17 protein-coding genes are annotated in these 19,810 nt (G+C 43.4%); 11 read left to right on the top strand and 6 right to left on the bottom strand.

What is annotated here, in order from left to right; genetic code table 11:
* The first annotated feature begins 58 nt into the window (after nucleotides 1-58).
* The 6 genes from EPX21_RS10195 to nagB all read left to right on the top strand — a co-directional run bounded on the left by EPX21_RS10195 (nucleotide 59) and on the right by nagB (nucleotide 8,255).
* Nucleotides 59-2,539: an outer membrane beta-barrel family protein gene (locus EPX21_RS10195; protein WP_134089594.1), complete on the top strand. Its 2,481-nt coding sequence runs from the start codon at nucleotides 59-61 to the stop codon at nucleotides 2,537-2,539.
* 38 nt (nucleotides 2,540-2,577) lie between these two features.
* On the top strand, nucleotides 2,578-3,030 hold the full coding sequence (locus tag EPX21_RS10190; RefSeq protein ID WP_134089593.1) for a cytochrome B: 453 nt from the start codon (nucleotides 2,578-2,580) through the stop codon (nucleotides 3,028-3,030).
* 240 nt (nucleotides 3,031-3,270) lie between these two features.
* On the top strand, nucleotides 3,271-4,683 hold the full coding sequence (locus EPX21_RS10185; RefSeq protein ID WP_134089592.1) for an anthranilate synthase component I family protein: 1,413 nt from the start codon (nucleotides 3,271-3,273) through the stop codon (nucleotides 4,681-4,683).
* 141 nt (nucleotides 4,684-4,824) lie between these two features.
* On the top strand, nucleotides 4,825-5,418 hold the full coding sequence (locus tag EPX21_RS10180; RefSeq protein ID WP_134089591.1) for an aminodeoxychorismate/anthranilate synthase component II: 594 nt from the start codon (nucleotides 4,825-4,827) through the stop codon (nucleotides 5,416-5,418).
* Nucleotides 5,419-5,429: 11 nt separating this feature from the next.
* On the top strand, nucleotides 5,430-6,212 hold the full coding sequence (trpC, locus tag EPX21_RS10175; RefSeq protein WP_134089590.1) for an indole-3-glycerol phosphate synthase TrpC: 783 nt from the start codon (nucleotides 5,430-5,432) through the stop codon (nucleotides 6,210-6,212).
* 123 nt (nucleotides 6,213-6,335) lie between these two features.
* On the top strand, nucleotides 6,336-8,255 hold the full coding sequence (gene nagB, locus EPX21_RS10170; protein ID WP_134089589.1) for a glucosamine-6-phosphate deaminase: 1,920 nt from the start codon (nucleotides 6,336-6,338) through the stop codon (nucleotides 8,253-8,255).
* A 53-nt stretch (nucleotides 8,256-8,308) separates the two neighbouring features.
* Here the strand turns inward: nagB and EPX21_RS10165 are convergent, their stop codons facing one another.
* From EPX21_RS10165 to EPX21_RS10155, 3 genes are all read right to left on the bottom strand, one after another.
* Entirely contained in the window at nucleotides 8,309-9,622 is a 1,314-nt protein-coding gene (locus tag EPX21_RS10165) for an FAD-dependent oxidoreductase (protein WP_134089588.1), read from the bottom strand.
* Nucleotides 9,623-9,824: 202 nt separating this feature from the next.
* Nucleotides 9,825-10,514, bottom strand: coding sequence for an OmpA family protein (locus EPX21_RS10160; RefSeq protein ID WP_134089587.1), 690 nt, complete (start codon nucleotides 10,512-10,514; stop codon nucleotides 9,825-9,827).
* A gap of 94 nt (nucleotides 10,515-10,608) precedes the next feature.
* The gene (locus EPX21_RS10155) at nucleotides 10,609-11,385 is read right to left on the bottom strand and encodes a hypothetical protein (protein WP_134089586.1); all 777 of its coding nucleotides are present in this window, start codon (nucleotides 11,383-11,385) and stop codon (nucleotides 10,609-10,611) included.
* A 185-nt stretch (nucleotides 11,386-11,570) separates the two neighbouring features.
* Here EPX21_RS10155 and EPX21_RS10150 point away from each other — a divergent pair, with 185 nt between their 5' ends.
* Genes EPX21_RS10150 through nadD form a run of 3 tightly spaced genes read left to right on the top strand, consistent with a single transcriptional unit; the run spans nucleotide 11,571 to nucleotide 13,619 of the window.
* On the top strand, nucleotides 11,571-12,446 hold the full coding sequence (locus EPX21_RS10150; protein WP_134089585.1) for a YicC/YloC family endoribonuclease: 876 nt from the start codon (nucleotides 11,571-11,573) through the stop codon (nucleotides 12,444-12,446).
* 17 nt (nucleotides 12,447-12,463) lie between these two features.
* Nucleotides 12,464-13,030 (top strand): guanylate kinase, encoded by a 567-nt coding sequence (gene gmk / locus EPX21_RS10145; protein ID WP_134089584.1) that lies wholly within the window; start codon nucleotides 12,464-12,466, stop codon nucleotides 13,028-13,030.
* 13 nt (nucleotides 13,031-13,043) lie between these two features.
* Nucleotides 13,044-13,619: a nicotinate (nicotinamide) nucleotide adenylyltransferase gene (gene nadD / locus EPX21_RS10140; protein WP_134089583.1), complete on the top strand. Its 576-nt coding sequence runs from the start codon at nucleotides 13,044-13,046 to the stop codon at nucleotides 13,617-13,619.
* Between the two features lie 202 nt (nucleotides 13,620-13,821).
* Here nadD and EPX21_RS10135 read toward each other — a convergent pair whose 3' ends face one another.
* Nucleotides 13,822-14,172: a hypothetical protein gene (locus tag EPX21_RS10135; RefSeq protein WP_134089582.1), complete on the bottom strand. Its 351-nt coding sequence runs from the start codon at nucleotides 14,170-14,172 to the stop codon at nucleotides 13,822-13,824.
* 266 nt (nucleotides 14,173-14,438) lie between these two features.
* Here EPX21_RS10135 and polA point away from each other — a divergent pair, with 266 nt between their 5' ends.
* Complete coding sequence (gene polA, locus EPX21_RS10130; protein ID WP_134089581.1) at nucleotides 14,439-17,222, top strand: DNA polymerase I; 2,784 nt, start codon at nucleotides 14,439-14,441, stop codon at nucleotides 17,220-17,222.
* Between the two features lie 35 nt (nucleotides 17,223-17,257).
* Entirely contained in the window at nucleotides 17,258-18,412 is a 1,155-nt protein-coding gene (locus EPX21_RS10125) for a toxin-antitoxin system YwqK family antitoxin (RefSeq protein WP_134089580.1), read from the top strand.
* Nucleotides 18,413-18,526: 114 nt separating this feature from the next.
* Here EPX21_RS10125 and EPX21_RS10120 read toward each other — a convergent pair whose 3' ends face one another.
* On the bottom strand, nucleotides 18,527-19,210 hold the full coding sequence (locus EPX21_RS10120) for a metal-dependent hydrolase (RefSeq protein ID WP_134089579.1): 684 nt from the start codon (nucleotides 19,208-19,210) through the stop codon (nucleotides 18,527-18,529).
* Between the two features lie 225 nt (nucleotides 19,211-19,435).
* Nucleotides 19,436-19,741, bottom strand: coding sequence for a YbaB/EbfC family nucleoid-associated protein (locus tag EPX21_RS10115; RefSeq protein WP_134089578.1), 306 nt, complete (start codon nucleotides 19,739-19,741; stop codon nucleotides 19,436-19,438).
* Nucleotides 19,742-19,810: the final 69 nt, after the last annotated feature.

The following is a 19,810-nucleotide window of genomic DNA, read 5'->3' as shown; positions in this document are numbered from 1 at the left end:
ATTGATAATGTTAATTTTGACGACGTCAGATAAAGCTAAAACTAAACAGATTGATCAAATGAAGTTACAATGTGCAAGAAATATTGTGTTTTTCTTAACCTTATGCCTAGGTCCCCTCATCCTGTACGCGCAAGACAACGCAAAGATAAGTGGTGTTGTGGTCGACTCAGTAACGAATGAGCCGATCGATTTTGCGAGCGTAACGCTACTGAACCAGCAAACGAACCAAGCAGTAAAAGGCGGACAGACCGATGAACAAGGCCGGTTTTCTTTTTCGGGAATTTCCGCTGGCACTTTTATGCTACGGGTAAGCTTTGTAGGCTATGATGCCTATGAAAAACGGTCAGTTCGTATAAATGGCGGACAGTCGGTTGCGATGGGAAACATCAAGCTAAGTCCTTCTGCCAGCACCATGCTTAGGGAAGTGGTGATCGAGGGTACCCCCCCTGCGATGCAAATGGGAATCGATCGAAAGGTGTTTAATCCCGAACAGAGTATCGTGAGCGCAGGCGGGAATGCTTCTGAGTTGTTAGCGAATGTTCCTTCGCTTTCGGTAGACATGGATGGGAATGTAGGTTTACGAGGTTCTACCAATGTTCGGATTTTGATCGACGGAAAGCAGTCGGCTCTAGCGGGCAGTAATATCAACAATTTGTTAGAATCCTTACCGGCAAATTCGATACAGCGCATTGAAGTGATGACGAATCCTTCTTCCAAGTACGATCCGGAAGGACAGGGAGGGATTGTCAATATTATTCTAAAGAAAAATATCCGTACCGGATTCAATGGAATGGCGCGTGTGGGCGGCGGCTCTTTTAACAATTACAATGGTGGGCTCGACCTTAACTACCGCGACTCCAAGTTTAATTACTTCGGAAGCTATAACTATAGAAGAAGAAACAATCCGGGAAGTGGTTTTAATAACAATACGTACAATGATGGGAGCCGGGTATATAATACCAGCGATAACGGCAGAACGGGAAATAGCCATACCGTTCGTTTAGGCGCCGATTTTTTTGCAACGGAGAAAACGACCTTAGGACTTTCTGCCAACTTAAATTTACGGGACAATATGCGTAGAGAAGACCTTTTCTATACCTATTACGATTCGCTAGGTTCCGTAATCGGAACCAGTCCGCGGTACACCAACCAGAACGAAGACGATACGGGTTATGAAGTAAACTTCGATTTTAAGCGGGAATTTAAACGGGAAGGAGAAGAGTTAACCGCTAACGTCTCTTACGGGAGAAGCAAGGAAGATGGTATACAAACCTTTGAGCAAACGGCTACCCACCCATCTATTGTGATCGACCCCGGTCGTATTAACGACACCTATGAAGACGGTAAAAATGTTAATATCCAAGTAGATTATGTGCTTCCTTTCAGTAAAGAGCAAAAGCTCGAAGCAGGTTATAGGACAACGCTCCGCTATAGCGACGAGCAACAATTGTCGGATGCCTTAAATACCTCGAATGGGTTATACGAGCGGGATTACGATTTGACAAATGATTTTAATATGGATGACATTGTCCATGCGCTGTATGGCAATTATCAGAATAAGTTGACTGAGAAATTCGGGTATCAGGTTGGGTTAAGGGCTGAACAAGCGTATTTAAATACCGAATACCTTTCTTACGATCCGAATGTCGCCCCGGAAGACCGATCAACGCGGGGCCGCCTCGACTATTTCCGTGTTTATCCAAGTATATATTTGACGCAAGAGTTAACCGAAGGATCTTCCTTACAATTAAGTTATACACGTCGTGTAAACAGGCCCAGAGGCTGGCAAGTAAATCCTTTCCTGGATATTTCCGACCCTGTTAATTATCGGCAGGGAAACCCGAATTTGCGACCGGAAGATATCCACTCTTTGGAGCTAGCCTATAGCAAGCAGTGGGGAAAGGTGAATCTAACGTCTTCTATATATCATCGGATCACGAACGATGTCGTGGAAATGATCGTTGACTCAGCCGCCGCAGGAACCAATGTGACCTATTCGACATTCCGTAATATCAGTCAAAATCGCGCATCCGGCATTGAATTGATTTCGCAATTTACATTGAACCCAAATATCGACTTTATGGCTAACTTCAATGGTAACTACCAGTCGTTCAGCGGGAGCGAAGAATATGGTGTCGATCCGAATAGCGGATTCAACTGGGATGCGAACCTGACGGGGAACGGAAGGATCACTAAAGGATTAACAGCGCAAGTAAGAGCGAATTATATGGCCCCACGTGTGATGGCTCAGGGAACGTCTAGGAGTATGTTCTTCGCTGATGCGGGGCTCAAGCTGTCTGTATTGGAAGATAAGGGCAGTATCATGTTGAACGTACAGAATATCTTTAACAAGGCCCGTTTTGGAGGTACCCGCACAACCGCACAGTTTTTTAGTGAATTTGAGCGTAATTTCATGAGAGGGCCTCGAGCGATGTTGACCTTCTCTTATCGCTTTGGCACACGGAATCCCGGTCAAGATCAGGAGCAACGAAAAGAAGAAAATTCAGAGGATTTTCCAGGCGCAGGTGAAATGCAATAAAAAGATGTATTTTTGTCCGAGGATAAAAACTAAACAACATGTATACAGGACTTAAACATTTTCATTCAGGACTACGTTATGTGGTTCTTCTATTGTTAATATTAGCAATCATTTCAGCAATAAGCGGATTAACAGGAAGAAAATCATACACCGAAGGCAACCGTAAATTGAATCTATTTACCTTGATTTCCGCACACATTCAATTATTGGTGGGCCTGGCTTTGTATACAATGAGTTCGATGGTTAGCTTTAATGATATGAGCACCGTTATGAAAACGGCTAATTTGAGGTATTGGACAGTTGAGCACATCAGCATGATGGTGATAGCGATTGTTTTGATTACCGTTGGGCACTCCAAATCTAAGAAAGCGATTGAATCATCTGCGAAACATAAGGCCATTGTCGTGTTTTACACCATTGCACTCGTTGTGATACTTATAGCTATCCAGATGGCGGTAGGAAAGGGGTTCATCTCTTTCTGGGGAATCTAAGCGCTTGACTGATTTTGTGTTAACTTTGGAATAAAAATTTGAAATATTAAAATTTTATATTAGGTTTGCTTCATCATGACGATCAATACTACTATACGCAACTGGTGGTGGCCTGTTAAGAACAGCGCCGGGAGCACATATAATGGCATAGATTGATCAACCAAAGCCTTAAACTTATAACCCGACGCGCATAACGTCGGGTTTTTTTATGCTTAACGATTACAAAAAGGTTAATAAATAATGACGGACACATATCAATTACGAACGAGATTTAAAAAATTATTGGCAGACACAACCACGCCGGTTAGTATATATTTAAGATTAAGGGATGTGTTTCCGAATAGTCTGCTGTTGGAGAGTTCTGATTACCATAGTCGCGAAAATAGTATGAGTTATGTTTGTTGTTCGCCTATTGCGGGGATCAGTCTCAACGAAAATCAACTGGAAGTGTATTTTCCTGATGGACAAAAATCCAGTAAACCCGCCGATAGTATAAATTTAAGAGAGGAAGTGTCCCAATTCCGTCAGTCTTTTAAGGCCGATAAACCGGAGGAGTTTAAGTTTATCACGAACGGACTATTCGGGTATTTCACTTTTGATACCGTAGCTCATTTTGAAGATATAACCTTGGAAACGCCCGTAGACGAGGCGCGGAATATTCCTTTTCTGCAGTATCATGTCTATCGCTATGTAATTGCCATTGATCACTTTCGTAATGAGCTTTATGTGTTTGAGCACTATTGTGGTGAGCCTGAGGAGGATGGGTTGAGCAAGATTCAGTACCTTATACAAAACAAAAATTTCCCTGAGTATAAATTTGAACTGAATGGCGACGAAAGCTCGAATAAAACCGATGAAGGCTATAAAGCCTTGGTGGAGAAAACGAAGGAACACATTTTTAGAGGAGATGTTTTTCAGATCGTTCCTTCCCGAGCGTTTAGCCGTCCATTTTTAGGGGACGAATTTAACGTTTACCGAAGCTTACGGTCGGTGAACCCGTCTCCCTATCTGTTTTATTTCGACTATGGTAATTTTAAATTATTCGGTTCGTCACCCGAAGCGCAATTGACCATCAAGGGAAAAGAAGCATCCATATATCCGATAGCGGGTACTTTCAAAAGAACAGGAAATACGGCAGAGGATTTGCGTGTGGCAGAGGCGCTAAAAAATGATCCTAAAGAAAGTGCTGAGCATGTGATGTTGGTCGATTTGGCAAGAAACGATTTGAGTCGGCATTGTGTGGATGTGGAGGTCAAATCGTTTAAAGAGGCCCAGTTTTATTCGCATGTAATCCACTTGGTTTCTAAGGTGAGTGGTACTTTGCAGGAGGGTGCTAATCCCTTTGATGTGGTGGGAGATACTTTTCCTGCCGGTACCTTGAGCGGCGCGCCGAAGCATATGGCCATGCAATTGATAGATAGGTATGAACAACAGCAACGTGGTTTTTACAGTGGGGCCATTGGTTATATGGGCTTCGATGGCGACTTCAACCATGCGATTATGATCCGGACTTTTCTGAGCAAGAATAATCGATTGCATTATCAGGCTGGAGGCGGTGTTGTGGCGGGCTCTTCAGCCGAAGGCGAATTAAATGAAGTTAATAATAAAATAGCTGCTTTGAGGAAAGCGTTAACGTTGGCCGAGGAGCTGTAGGATCCAAGGCTGGAAGGTGGAGGGTATAAGGGGAATACGGTATATAACCTACAGCATACTGCTTATAGCCTACAGCCAATAAATAGTAAATAAATAAGCTGCCGGCGAAATGCCGACAATAAAAAAAGCTGATAAATAACAATGGCGCAGAAAAAACTTGCTACTGAACCCAAAATTTTGGTGGTAGACAATTATGATTCTTTTACCTTCAATTTAGTGCATCTGCTGCAAGAGTGCGGTATGGATTGCACGGTTATTAGAAACGACAAATTTAATATAGAAGAGGTGGCGGCTTACGACAAAATCTTGCTTTCTCCGGGACCGGGGATTCCGGAAGAGGCCGGACTGCTTATGGATGTTATCCGCACTTATGGCGCCTCAAAAAGCATTCTCGGTATTTGTCTTGGGCAACAGGCAATAGCGGAAGTGTACGGAGGAAAATTGTTCAATTTAAAAAAGCCGGTACATGGAACGGCCACGCCGCTGCAGGTCTTAAAATCGACAGAACCTTTGTTTAAAGATTTGCCGGAACGTTTCCGCATCGGGCGTTATCACTCGTGGGCAGTGGCTCATGAGCAATTCCCCGAGGAACTGGAAGTGACCGCTGTTGATGATGAAGGGGTGATCATGGCTTTGTCTCATAAGACCTATGATGTAAGAGGATTGCAGTTCCATCCTGAGTCGGTTCTTAGTGAACATGGAAAGCGGATGATTGCAAACTGGTTGAACAAATAATCGATGGGCATATGAATATACTGGATAAGATTATCGGTAGGAAAAAGGAAGAACTTGCTGTTGCGAAAACAAAGGTGACGATTGCTGATCTAATGCAACAGCCACTGTTTAATCGTACTTGTTACAACCTGAAGGATGCGGTGCTGGATCCGAACAAGACTGGGATTATCGCTGAGTATAAAAGGGCCTCTCCGTCAAAGGGTGTCATCAACGACAAAGTTTCTGTTGAAGAGGTGGTAAGCGGTTATGCAGCAGCGGGAGCGTCAGCTATTTCGGTTTTGACCGATGCAGATTTTTTTAAAGGCAGTTTGGAGGATTTAAAAAGAGCTAGAGAAGTGCTGAAAATCCCTTTGTTAAGGAAAGATTTTATCGTTGACGAATACCAGATAGCTGAGGCAAAAGCATACGGTGCTGACATTATCCTGCTAATAGCTGCGGCATTAAGCAAGGAAGAAGTGGCGTCGCTGGCTCAGTATGCTAAGGATTTAGGCTTGAATGTGCTTTTGGAAGTACACAATGAAGAGGAACTGGAAGCGAGTTTATTCGATACGATTGACGCTATCGGTGTAAACAACCGGAATCTTAAAGACTTTACCGTGTCGATTGATCACTCTTTAGCTTTGGTGGATCGCATTCCGGAATCCTTTATAAAAGTGTCGGAAAGTGGGATAAGCGATCCGCTTATTATTGGGCAGTTGAAGGAAGCCGGATTTCAGGCTTTCTTAATCGGCGAAAATTTTATGAAAACGGCTGACCCTGCGGAATCAATTAAAAGGTTTGTGAGCGAGCTCTAATTTACGCACTCGATTGCTTTGCACAAAAAGGGTGACATCCGCCGAAAAGCTAGTTATTTTATTAGGACGTATATAATATTTCGCTATTTTTGCGTCTCACCTTAAATGAAACTATCCTCAAAAATGGCTAGATTAAATCTATTGGAAGAAACGCGTTTCGAGAAACTCCCCGTAAGCGTTTACAAAAATTCAAAGGCAGCCTCGTTAGCTGTTGCTGCTCGTATCGCAACATTAATTAAAGAAAAGCAAGAAAAAGGTGAGCAGGCCGTATTAGGTCTTGCTACAGGCGCAACTCCTGTTCAAGTTTACGCAGAGCTTGTACGGCTTCACCGCGAGGAAGGGCTAAGCTTTCAGAACGTTATTACTTTTAATTTGGATGAATATTATCCGATGCAACCCGACTCTGCCCAGAGTTACGTGACTTTTATGAACAAAAATCTTTTTGATCATATCGACATAAAAAGGGAGCATATAAACATTCCCGACGGTACGCTTGATCAGTCGGAAATACCGGCCTACTGTATGGAGTATGAGCGAAAGATCAGCGAATTAGGTGGCTTGGATTTCCAACTTCTAGGTATCGGTAGAACGGGGCATATTGGCTTCAATGAGCCGGGCTCTGCTCCAAATTCTGGTACGCGCTTAGTGACTTTGGACGACCTTACCCGTCGGGATGCATCTCGCGACTTTGGCGGAAAGGAAAATGTGCCAACTAAGGCAATTACCATGGGTATCGGTACGATATTTAAGGCACGCGAGATTATCTTAATGGCTTGGAGTCCGGTAAAAGCAGAAATCGTTAAAAAGGCCGTTGAGGGAGAGATGTCTTCGGACGTGCCTGCGACCTTTCTACAACTTTCCGATCACGTTGAGTTTGTGTTAGACGAGGGCGCTGCCAGCGAACTTACGCGCTTCAATACGCCTTGGCTGGTGAAAGATTGTACATGGGATTCGAAAACGATTAAGAAGGCGGTTATCTGGCTTGCGCAGACTGTGAAAAAGCCGATTCTCAAATTGACCGAAGAGGACTATAACAATCACGGTATGGCCCAGCTGGCTACTGAAAAAGGCCCTGTTTACAATATTAATATTGATATTTTTAATAAGCTTCAACATACAATTACCGGCTGGCCGGGAGGTAAACCAAATGCAGACGATAGTCAACGTCCGGAACGGGCAGTGCCTGCTCGGAAAAATGTGATTATTTTTTCGCCACATCCGGATGATGATGTGATTTCAATGGGCGGTACATTCATCCGTTTGGCCGATCAAGGGCACAACGTGCATGTTGCCTATCAAACTTCCGGTAATACGGCGGTTTGGGACGACGATGTACTGCGTTATATCGAGTTCGCTACCGACTTTACAAAATCGCTGCAGTTGGGGACAGAGAAGTTGGATGCGCTATACGCTGAAACCAGAAAGTTTATAGCGGCTAAGAAGCCGAATCAAATTGATACGGATGAAATTCGTACGATCAAAGGACTGATCCGTAAAGGGGAAGCAATAGCAGGCGCTAGGTTTGCCGGCTTGCCCGATGAGAATATTCACTTTCAGGATTTACCTTTCTATGATAGAGGTAAATTTTCAAAGGTTGTTTCTTATGAGGATGACATTTTGCAAACCATGGAGCTGTTGCAACAGATCAAGCCGCATCAGGTCTTTGCGGCAGGGGATTTTGCCGATCCTCACGGAACGCATAAAGTTTGTTTTGACATTATGCTGGAGGCATTGACCCGTTTGAGCAAAACGGAGGAGTGGACGAAAGATTGTTGGTTGTGGTTGTACAGAGGCGCTTGGCATGAATTCGAAATTCATGAAATTGAAATGGCTGTTCCACTGTCGCCACAAGAAGTCGTCCGGAAGCGGCTTGCTATTTTTAAGCATCAATCGCAAAAAGATCTTCCTGTATTCCCCGGAGATGACGCACGCGAGTTCTGGGTACGTGCAGAGGATAGAACCAGTGAAACGGCCAGGAAATACGATGAATTAGGTCTAGCGGATTATGAGGCAATTGAAGCCTTTGTGCGCTGGAGATTTTAGAAAAATCGGGCTTGTCTAATAACCTCTTGTAGGTGTATTAGACAGGCCTTTTTTTAATATTGGAACTCGCCTTTTAGATTAACCCGTACATGAAAGGGTTGTAAATAGGTGTCTACCAGCACTGCAAATTGCCGGCGGGATAATGTGGCGTCTAAGTTATATTCGCCCTCGAATTTAAAACGCCTTGTCCACCCTTTTTCGACCTCCGCGTTTAATTCTTCTCCCCTATTAGCGACGTATTTTATTAAATCTAGCAGATGTTTTAGCTTTAAAACGGCTATATTTTTGTCTTTAAACCATATTTGGCTTCTCGTATACAACTGCTTAACGATGGGCTCGATCTCTTTGGATGAGACGAGGCTGTCAGGACGAAATAGAAAAGCTCCTTTTGCATCGCTTTCGGTATAAACGCCTTTCAGGATGCCTGTAGCCCCAACGCGCTGAACTTGGGGATAATGAGGGTCGGATAAACTGATGTCCTGAAAAGGCATCACGAAACTTTTAAACGCCAAAAGTTCGCCTTGTAGTGTCCTGACATTCATGTTATCAGAACTTGTGTTGAAGAAAGCGCAATATGCAGCCGCCGCTCCGCAAGCCTGCGCACGAAGCATGAGTAAAGGCGTATGGTTAGCCTCTCCCGAAGAGAACAGCTGATCCGTGGTAGCGGTCGCGAAGTAATTTTGTAGTGTGCTATCGGGCAGTATACTGTTTAAAGGGATGTTGAACAGCTGCTTATCTAACTCCGCAACGGCAATACCGGTTCTGTATAAAGAAGAATGGTAGTCGATTTTTTTATCGAGATTTTTCGGTTGTAATTTGGGTTCAATATTTTTTGCCTTCAGTAGCCGAAGGAGAGATGCATGCGGGGTGGCGTCCACCAAAGCGTTCACTTTAATCTTTTCTCCATTACTTAGAATTACCTGCCATTTCTTGCCTGATTTTTCAATTTTTGTAACCGTTAAATTTTTTTTATAAGCGAGGCGTTTAATGGTGTCCGCACTATTTTCGAATACATTCTGAGCGATTTTTGGTGCTATATTTTTCTTGGCTGCGGTAAGGGCGGAGTCTGATAATTGTTGAACATTGGCTATTGCCTTTAACAGGAAGGCCCACGTTCCTACATCTAAGCCTTGATTAGATCGTATGTGTTTTGTTTCCCCCTGTATCAAATGGCCGCCGATGTGCGTCGAGTCGACGACCCAATACGTTTGGACGCCCGACTGGGCGGCCTGCATAGCGGCGGAAAAAGCATCAGGTCCATGGCCATATACAAAGACTTGTGGCTTGGGTGGTTTTTTACTTTTCTGTGCTAGTCCTGAAAAAGATAACAAAGAGCATAAAATGAAGAGGAAAAGTCTTGCTACCATTGTATACAATAATTTGTCGTTATGTTTGCTGCAAGGTACATAGACGGTAAATAATTTCCAATTATATCCCCACTTAGCGGCAGCGTGTTGCGTAAGCCTGAATGGGATGCGCTCGGTCAGGACTAAAAAGCTAATAACCTAAACAAAAAAAGAGTAAACGCTTTTACGCGCTTACTCTCGAAGTATATAATGAATGTTTAGTCTATAATGAGCTTTGTTGCTTGGCTTCCTCTTTCATCTTATCGTTTGCAACAATGACAATTTCTACGCGACGGTTTTGAGCCCGTCCAGCCTCGGTATCGTTATCGGCGATTGGCTCGCTGAAACTTTTTCCTTCCGTTCTTACGCGGCTAGCGGCCAAACCTTGCGCCACAGCATAGTTTTTGACAGCAACGGCTCTGCGTTCTGACAAGCCTTGGTTATATTCTGCTGTCCCTTTATTATCTGTATGGCCGATTACCAAAATATCGGTATCCGGGTTGTCGTTTAACGATTTGACTAAATTTTTAATATTGGTTTGGGCCTCCGGCTTCAAAGCAGTCTGATCAAAGCCGAACAGGATACCCGAATCGAATTTAACGATGATACCTTCTCCGGCCTTTACGACTTCCGCGCCATCTACCGTCCGCTCAATCTCCGCGGCCTGTTTATCCATTTTTTTACCAATCAAGCCACCGGCAACACCTCCGAGTGCGCCACCAACGATGGCACCTACCGCTGTATTACCCGCTTTGTTGCCGATCAGGGCACCTAATCCCGCACCGCCTACGGCGCCGATACCGGCCCCTTTCTGGGTGTTGTTCATAGACTTTATCGTGTTACAGCTTGTGAATAGTATACTCGATGTAGCAAGAGCAACACCAAAAACTGCTATTTTATTTTTTATGCTCATTTTAATGTTATTTGATAATGTTAAACCTGCGCAAACTAAGTGCCAAAAAATTAAATATAAAACACTAATTTTAAACTCGATTAAATGACCTTGATTAATACTCGTTTTTATTAAGTTGCTGTTCCGGAATAGGGATTTTCGGTAAGGATTCCGCTTTCGGTCGGCCATCACGCTCAAATTTTGCCAATGCCGTTTTAACATAATCTCGAATATCGTATTCATTCCAATACCTGCATTGCTCGTAACTCGGACGATACAGAGACATAAAGTTCATTAAATCGTCCCCTTCAAGGCCGGTAATTTCGCCCACATTGTACTTGTTAAACTTCTTGTCGACTTCCGTTTCCCTTATTTCGTTCTGTGCATAATTGTTAAACCTTCTCGCATTTTTTGCTGACCTGCTGAAGGTTCCGTATAGCGCGCTCAAGGGGTTAAAGACATAGGCCAGTGCTTTCGGTTTACTGGCGCCATAGGGCGTCTGTTTTTCGTAATCTTCCAATATATCTTGAAGCTCTTCTTTTCTGGTCTTGCCGGTAACGGTAACCGTTTCCAGTTCGATGGTAGGATTTAAGCTTACCACAATATTCCGTGGATCTGTTATACGGTAATACATAGACGAATAGGCGTATTTGGTAACAATAAGCGTATCCCCTGCTTTTGCAGGAATGACGAAGCCTCCCTCACTATTTGAAATCGCCTTCTCCAAAGTCCGCCTATTGGTGATGGTAGCCTCCGCTACTCTCTTAGGGGTTCCCTTCTCTACCACTATTCCCTCCAGGGCTTCCTGGGCTTGTGCTAAGCAGCCGAAACTGAGTAAAAATAGTGTTAGAACGACGCTATATATGCTTTTAAAGTGTTTTTTACGCTCCATACTTCTCCTCGGTAAACATAACAAATCATTTGCACTAATAGTGCTAAAAAATGTTAAATTAGCTAATTACTGTCAGTTGTCAGCCATCAGCTTTCGGCTGTTAATAGGGCCAATCTGATATCATTAGCTTTAATGATATCATAACGCGTGTTCGCAAATGTCAGGCATTTTATCTAAGTTTGCATATGATAAAATCAATGACCGGATTTGGTTTAGGGACCAAAGAAAGTGCCAAAGCGAAATATACAGTAGAAATCAAGTCGCTAAACTCTAAATATTTGGAGCTTAATCTGAAAATGCCGAAGACTTTCTCAGAAAAAGAACTTTTCCTCCGAAATGAGTGTACAAAGCTCATTGAACGAGGTAAGGTAAATATTACGGTCAACGTTGAATACGCGGACGCCTCGGCGAAGGCGGCAACGATCGATGGCAGCTTGCTTAAAAATTATTATGCCCAGTTAAAGGCCATCGCCAAAGAATTAAATGATCCTACGGAGAATATATTCGAATTAGCACTTAATCTACCGGAAGTAATCAGCTATTCGGAAGAAGCTGCTGATGAGGAAGAATGGCAGGATTTACTGGATACGTTTTATTTGGCATTGGAAAAGTTTCAACAATTTCGTTCAGACGAAGGCCAGGTGCTTAAGGACGACCTCTTTAAAAGAAATCAAACGATTTTAGACCTTTTGTCGGCCGTAGAAAAACAGGAGACCTCACGTATTCCCTTGATCAGAGAACGGATCAGTAATTATATGGTGGAAGCAGTTGGGGGAGAAAATATTGATAAAAACCGCTTTGAACAAGAATTGATATATTACATCGATAAGTTGGATATCACGGAAGAGAAGGTGCGTTTGAGAAGTCACTGCGAGTATTTCGCAAAGATTTTGACAGCACCGGATGCTAATGGGAAAAAATTAGGATTTATCTCACAAGAGATGGGCCGGGAGATCAATACCCTCGGTTCGAAGGCCAACAATGCCCAAATCCAGCAGACCGTTGTTCAGATGAAGGAAGAATTGGAAAAAATCAAAGAACAGTTATTGAATATTTTATAGAAACTTGTCGTTGCCAGATGGAAGGAAAGCTTATTATCTTCTCCGCGCCTTCGGGGGCCGGAAAAACAACAATTGTAAAGTGGTTACTGGAAAAATTTAATGACAAGATTTCGTTTTCTATTTCTGCTAGTACGCGGGCACCTCGGGAAGGAGAAGTTGATGGAAAGGACTACTATTTTATAAGTAAAGAGGAATTCTTACATCGAATTGCTAAAAAGGAATTCGTAGAATTCGAGGAAGTGTACTCTGGGACTTTCTATGGCACGTTACGGGCCGAAATTGAACGGGTCTGGTCGGAAGGAAAGGCCGTTATTTTCGATATCGATGTAATCGGGGGACTTCACTTGAAGAAGAAGTTTGGAGATAACGCCCTTGCCATTTTTGTGCAGCCACCCACGTTGGATGTACTGATAGAACGACTACGGGGAAGAGGGACCGATACAGAGGAGAAGCTGAAGGAACGCATTGAAAAGGCCGATAAAGAATTGGCCTATGCGGACAAGTTTGATGTTATTTTAAAGAATGACGATCTCGACAGAGCCTGTCAAGAGGCGTCCAAATTATTGCTTGATTTTCTGAAATAAGGGCGCTTAAGGAATGCAAAAAATCGGACTTTTTTTTGGTTCATTTAATCCTGTTCACATCGGTCATCTAATTATTGCCAATTATATGGCCAATTATACCGATCTGTCGGAGGTATGGTTGGTGGTCTCGCCGCACAATCCCTTTAAAAAGAAAGACAGCCTGTTGAATATGTACGACCGGTTGGAGATGGTAAATCTGGCATTGGAAGATGCCGAACGCATCAAGGCCAATGATATTGAATTCCGCCTTCCACAACCTTCTTACACCATCGACACGCTAATACACCTGAAAGAGCGGCACCCAACAAAAGACTTCGTTTTAATCATGGGTTCGGACAATCTTTTAACACTTAAGAAGTGGAAGAACTATGAGATCATCTTACGCGATTTTTCTATTTATGTGTATCCCAGACCGAATTACGGGGCCGATGAATGGATGGCGCATCCGCGGATAACGTTCACGGAGACGCCCTTAATGGAAATATCCTCGACCTTTATTAGAAAGGCTATTAAGGAACACAAAAACGTACAGTACTTTCTGCCAGATAAAGTACTGGATTTTATTGATAAAAAAGGAGTTTACTTATAGCGTTGCCCGTTGTCAGTTGTTAGTTGTCAGTTGCCTGTTGCCTGTTGCCCGTTATTGGTAGTTAATGTTTAACTCTGGAGCAAAGAATACTACAACCTATATCTTAAGGCTTACCTTACTCCTTGTTCTTTAATTTACCTCCGCAACAAAGAATCCTACCTTCTATGCCTTAAAAAGCCTTATTCCCTATTAACGCTACTCCCTAATTCCCTAATTCTTCCAATTCTGCTTTTTCGTTAATGGGCACGTCCAGAATAAAAGCATCGTAATAGGCGGTATCTTGGTCGGAATAAGTGCCGTAGGCATTTAAAAGAAAGCCCTTTTTACCATCGTTGGTTTCTATTGCGTATAATACGGACATATCTGCTGGATCACTCTCGCCTTCAAAACGATAATTGCGGACGATTGTCAAATCTTTTGCTTGGTAAACGGGCGAGTCCTGATTACCCAGATAAGCGCCTTCTTCTTTTATGGTGATTTCTTCGCTATAACCTTTAGCGGCCAATTTATTCATCACTACTGATAGTGGGGTCATAGATGCAGATGTACTCATAATAACTCGATATGATAGCTGTTAAACTACTGTATAACATGGGATGCTCTAAATAGTTTGCGTCTTCCATGTAGGAAGTGCAAAGGATACCTCAATATCGGGCTATTCTTTTAACTTTGTATCCGGTGGTTGCAGCGGTTTCGAAAGCATTGCTTGGCGATGCCTCAACTTCATGCTGTTAGTTTGGGTGAGGTGGAGAAAAACAATTGTTAATAACACCGCTGTTTTAATTCCAAAATTGAACGATAACGAATAAATATATTCAAATGAAACTTTTTTTGTTAGATGGTATGGCGCTGATTTACCGGGCCCATTTTGCTTTAAGTAAAAGTCCGCGTTTTACTTCTACCGGACTGAATACGTCGGCTATTATGGGCTTTACCAACACCCTGTTGGAGGTACTTAAGAAAGAAAGACCATCTCACATGGCGGTGGTGTTTGATACAGAAGCGCCGACAGAACGCCATACTTCATTTGAAGCCTACAAAGCGCATAGGGAAGCGATGCCTGAAGATTTAGCTGCTGCGGTACCTTATATTTTCCGCTTGATTGAAGGCTTTAATATTCCGGTAATCATGATGGACGGCTTCGAGGCAGACGATATCATCGGCACCTTGGCTAAGAAGGCCGAACAGGAGGGCTTCGAAGTTTTTTGCATGACGCCGGATAAAGATTTCGCACAACTGGTAAGCGATCGCATAAAAATCTACAAACCTGCTCGCATGGGGAATGGGCATGAAGTGTTAGGAGTAAAGGAGGTATTAGAAAAGTGGGAAGTTGAAAGAGTAGAGCAGGTAATCGATATCTTAGGCTTATGGGGCGATGCAGTGGATAACATACCCGGGATACCGGGCGTTGGAGAAAAGACCGCAAAAAAATTAATTCAGGAATTCGGTTCTATAGAAGAGATTATTGCAAACACGAGCCAGTTAAAAGGCAAGCTGAAAGAGAATGTGGAAACCTATGCGGAACAGGGGCTAATTTCAAAGAAATTGGCAACGATCATCCTGGACGTGCCAATCGCATTTGAGGCGGAAACCCTAACGGTTAGAGAGGCCGATAAAGATTTATTGGAGCCGCTTTTTGCGGAACTAGAGTTTAGAACCTTAGGTAAAAGGGTCTTTGGTGACGATTTTAGTGTGGCCGATAACAAGGCCTCCAACGGCGGCCAGATGGATCTTTTTGGTTCGAGTGAGAAAACGGTTGTTGCCGAAGCCACCGAGCCGCCACCGTCTCGGAATCATATTGGCAGTACCGATCACAGCTATACTTTTGTAGATGATGAGCCGAAATTAAACGAACTGCTTACTGTATTAGGAAAACAGTCGGCTATTTGTTTTGATACAGAAACAACCGGAACGGACGCCAACTGTTGCGAATTGGTGGGTCTTAGTTTTTCCGTAGAAAAGGGAAAAGCTTGGTACGTACCAGCGCCGGCAGATCCGCAGGAAGCGAGCGCACTGATTCAGCGCTTCAAACCTATTTTTGAAAATCCCGCTATAAGTAAAATCGGACAAAACCTAAAATTCGACATCTTGGTTTTGAGTTGGTATGATGTAAAAGTAGCCGGTGAGCTTTTTGATACAATGTTGGCTCATTATCTAATCGATCCGGAGACGAGACATGGGATGGATGTGCTAGCGGAGAACTACTTGGGTTATACACCGGTTTCCATCACCACATTGATCGGACCGAAAGGAAAAGGGCAATTAAATATGCGCGATGTCGACCCGAAAATTGTAAGTGATTATGCGGCGGAAGATGCTGATATTACGTTACAGTTGAAAGAGGTGTTTGAACCGATGCTGGTGAAAGTTGAGGCGGATAAACTGGCGCGCGAAGTCGAGTTTCCTTTGGTGCCCGTGTTGGTAGAGATGGAAAAAGTGGGCGTGCGCATTGACGTCAAGGCGCTTGCCGACTTCTCGTTGGCCATTCAAAATGAAGTCCAAGTATTGGAAGCCCGAATCTATGAAAAGGCAGGCGTACCTTTTAACATTGCTTCGCCAAAGCAACTTGGCGAGGTGTTGTTTGATAAATTGCAGTTGGATCCAAAAGCGAAAAAGACGAAGACGGGGCAATATCAAACAGGTGAAGACGTTCTTATAGCACTGGCCAGCAAAAGTGATATTGTGCAGGATATATTGGAATATAGACAATTGCAGAAACTGCGATCCACGTATGTAGATGCACTGCCTCAATTGATCAATTCGAAAACGGGACGCGTACATACTTCCTATAATCAAGCAGTGGCCGCCACGGGAAGGTTGAGTTCCAACAATCCCAATTTGCAGAACATTCCTATCAGAACCGAGCGGGGGCGGGAAGTTCGAAGGGCATTTATTGCTCGTGATGCTGAGCACGTAATCTTATCGGCCGATTATTCGCAGATCGAACTTCGGTTGATCGCGGAAATCAGTAAAGATGCAAACATGCTGGATGCTTTTGCAAAAGGGTTGGACATTCATACCGCTACTGCAGCTAAAGTGTATGGTGTTTCTTTGGCGGAAGTGACGGCCAGTCAACGGCGCAATGCAAAAGCCGTCAATTTTGGTATAATATATGGTCAATCGGCCTTTGGCTTGTCGCAAAGTTTAGGGATTCCCCGTCGGGAGGCAGCCGAGATGATTGAGCAGTATTTTCTTCAGTATCCCGGTATACGGAATTACATGAGCAATACCATTGCGTTCGCAAAAGAACATGGCTATGTAGAAACACTCTTGAAGCGCCGACGTTACCTAAGGGATATCAATTCTGCCAATGCGACTGTAAGAGGGTTTGCAGAACGAAATGCAATTAATGCACCTATTCAAGGCTCTGCGGCCGACTTAATTAAGATTGCGATGATTCATATCCATCAGGATATCAAAAAAGCCAATCTCCAAGGCAAGATGACCATGCAAGTGCATGACGAATTGGTGTTCGATGTGCCAAGGGACGAGGTACATGCGTTTAAGGAAATTATAGAAGAGCGCATGAAGGGGGCTATACAGACAGAAGTGCCCATTGTAGTGGAAATTGGTGAAGGGCAGAATTGGCTCGAAGCACATTAGTTGTAATAGGTGGGGGTATATAATAAATCACTCGAATGAAAATCGAAAACATACAGGCTTTTTATAGAATCGGATTGCTCTTGGTCGTCAGCTTGTTCGTCGGCTCAAAGCTCTGGGCACAAACCGATAGCGCAGAAGTTAAGCCGATTTATTTTGAAAAGTTGACGGATGGGACGACGCAGTTCTATTTTGACGAGCATTATTTTCTCGTGGATAAGTTCTGCCAATTCAAATCGATTGAACGGGTCGGTAAATACGATTTATCGATCAAGAGCTTTGATGGCCCTTTTACTGATTACAACAATGATGGTAAAGTAATATTGACAGGGAATTATGCACAAGGGAAAAAAGAGGGCATTTTTACAGCCTATTTCGCTAACGGACAAGTCAAGTGGATAACCACCTTTAAAAATGGGAAGGCGGAAGGGATTTCCCGTTATAACTATCCGGATGGTTTGCCCATGCTAGAGATTCTCTATAATGAAGAAGGAGCCTTTGTTCAAAACTACTGGGATACCAGAAGGCGGCAACGGGTTATCGAGGGGAACGGAAAATATGAATTTTCGGTCAGAGCCGAAGGATACAATGAATATGGTTATACCTTTCAAAACTACCAAGGAAATATTAAATCGGGAAAGCCGGACGGCAATTGGAATATCTTTCTGGTTTATCCAAAAAACGAACGCGACTATGCTGGCTACGAGCGTTTTGAGGAAGGGCTGTTCAAGGGAGGATATGATGAGATTACCAGTATTCCTTACAAGAATTCCTCCCGTATACAAATCGGGCCATCATTGTATTTCCTTCAAGCGGAGGAAATGGTGAGTAAGAATTGTACCATCGACGAAAATCAGGATTTCTCCATGTACGTGATGAAAAAACTGGAGTCTGCGTTTGCTATTTATGATTCCCGCGGCTTGCTATCGGAGCCCTCAAAACTTAAAATAACGGTAAGCGTTAATAAAATGGGAAGCTTGCGGGACTTAGAAATCGTTGAAGGTCTATCTGAAAAGGATGGCGACAAAATTATCGCAAACGCGCTACAAAATATTGCTTATTGGATCCCTTCTTATGCCGGCACTGATTATATAGACGATGTGCTCACTATCACCGTGGATGTAACGGTGGATGAAGAAAACGGACAACTCCGTTTTTATAACTTGCAAATAGCGCGGGAAAACGGAATATAGGCGTAGGAGCAGACGGTTTTCCTGAATAGGTAAGTGGGCACATTCTTTGCGATAAGGGGGCGAAGCCGTTCCCTTGTTCACAAAGAATGTCTACAGTGAAGCTAGCTAACGTTCTTACAGCTCAATAGAATCTCCTATCGACAGTAAGTGGAGATTCAGGCCCGCCGCACTAAATTTCTGTTTGGCTTCTTCCTCGTCTATTTTAATGGGAGGGAAGGTATTATAGTGTATACCGATAATGTTTTTGCAATTTATGAAACCGGCAGCCTTAATGGCATCGTCTACTCCCATCGTAAAATGGTCGCCTATCGGTAGGAAAGCCCAATCTAATTGTTCGTCGGCCAAAAGTTTCATTTCCAGCGTTAGGGCGGTGTCGCCCGCAAAATAGATCTTCTTGTCGCCACTTTTTATTACATAGCCCGCGGCTACGCCGCCATATTGCTGATCGGGTGTAGCATTTGTATGCAGTGCATAGACCATTTTTGCTGATCCGAAGGACGTTTTAATGGTTCCGCCAAAATTTATCGCAAGAATCTTGTCTTGACTAACCCCTTGCCTTCCGACCCAAGCAGCCGTTTCAACGATGGCGATGACCGCAGCGTCCGAATTTTTTTGAATGGTTGCCACATCGGCTACGTGATCTTCGTGGGCATGACTGAGTATAATGTAATCGGGCTTCAGACTATTGATGTCAATGTGCTTTGCTTGTTCGTTAGGCGTAATAAAGGGATCGAACAATACATTTGCGCCCTCGAGTTCCAATGCTATGGTAGCATGTCCGTAAAATGTTGCTTTCATATGCCAAGTAAAAAGTGAAAATTCAAAAGTAAAAAGCTGTTTCTTATAATAGTTGCGTTTTTAGGTATGAGGACATAAGTATCAGGTATCAGGATGAATTGCCTTCTATTGATCACCTCATAGTTTAAGCCTTATACCTTATGCCTTTTTCTTTTAGGTATCAGGACACCAGTTTACCGGCAGGCAAGGTGTGTCCTCTTTTACCTTACCGCTTATAACCCAAAACTATTGACCGAACATACCGCCGAAGCCTCCTAACATATCTTTTGTGGCCGCCTGCATTTCCGTTTGACTCACGTTCTCAGCCTGTTGAAGGGCTTTATTTATGGCTACGGCTAACAGCTCTTCCAGTTCCTCTATGTTTGCTTCTGCGTGGAAGGCTGGGTCGATATTAATCGATTTAATCTCTTTATTAGCGGTGGCGGTTACTTTAATAGCTCCACCTTCTACTTCGCCCGATACGCTGATTGTATCGAGACGCTTTTTGATTTCTTCGGCCTTTTGTTGGGCCTGGAACAATTTATCAAACATATCTATTTGGTTATTTTTGTTTGTTCTTCACTATTGGCTGTACTTATAACTCCTATTAAGTTAGCCAGC

The sequence above is a fragment of the Olivibacter sp. XZL3 genome, from assembly GCF_004368405.1.
Taxonomy (GTDB): Bacteria; Bacteroidota; Bacteroidia; order Sphingobacteriales; family Sphingobacteriaceae; genus Olivibacter.
This window is presented reverse-complemented; position numbering and strand designations above follow the sequence as displayed.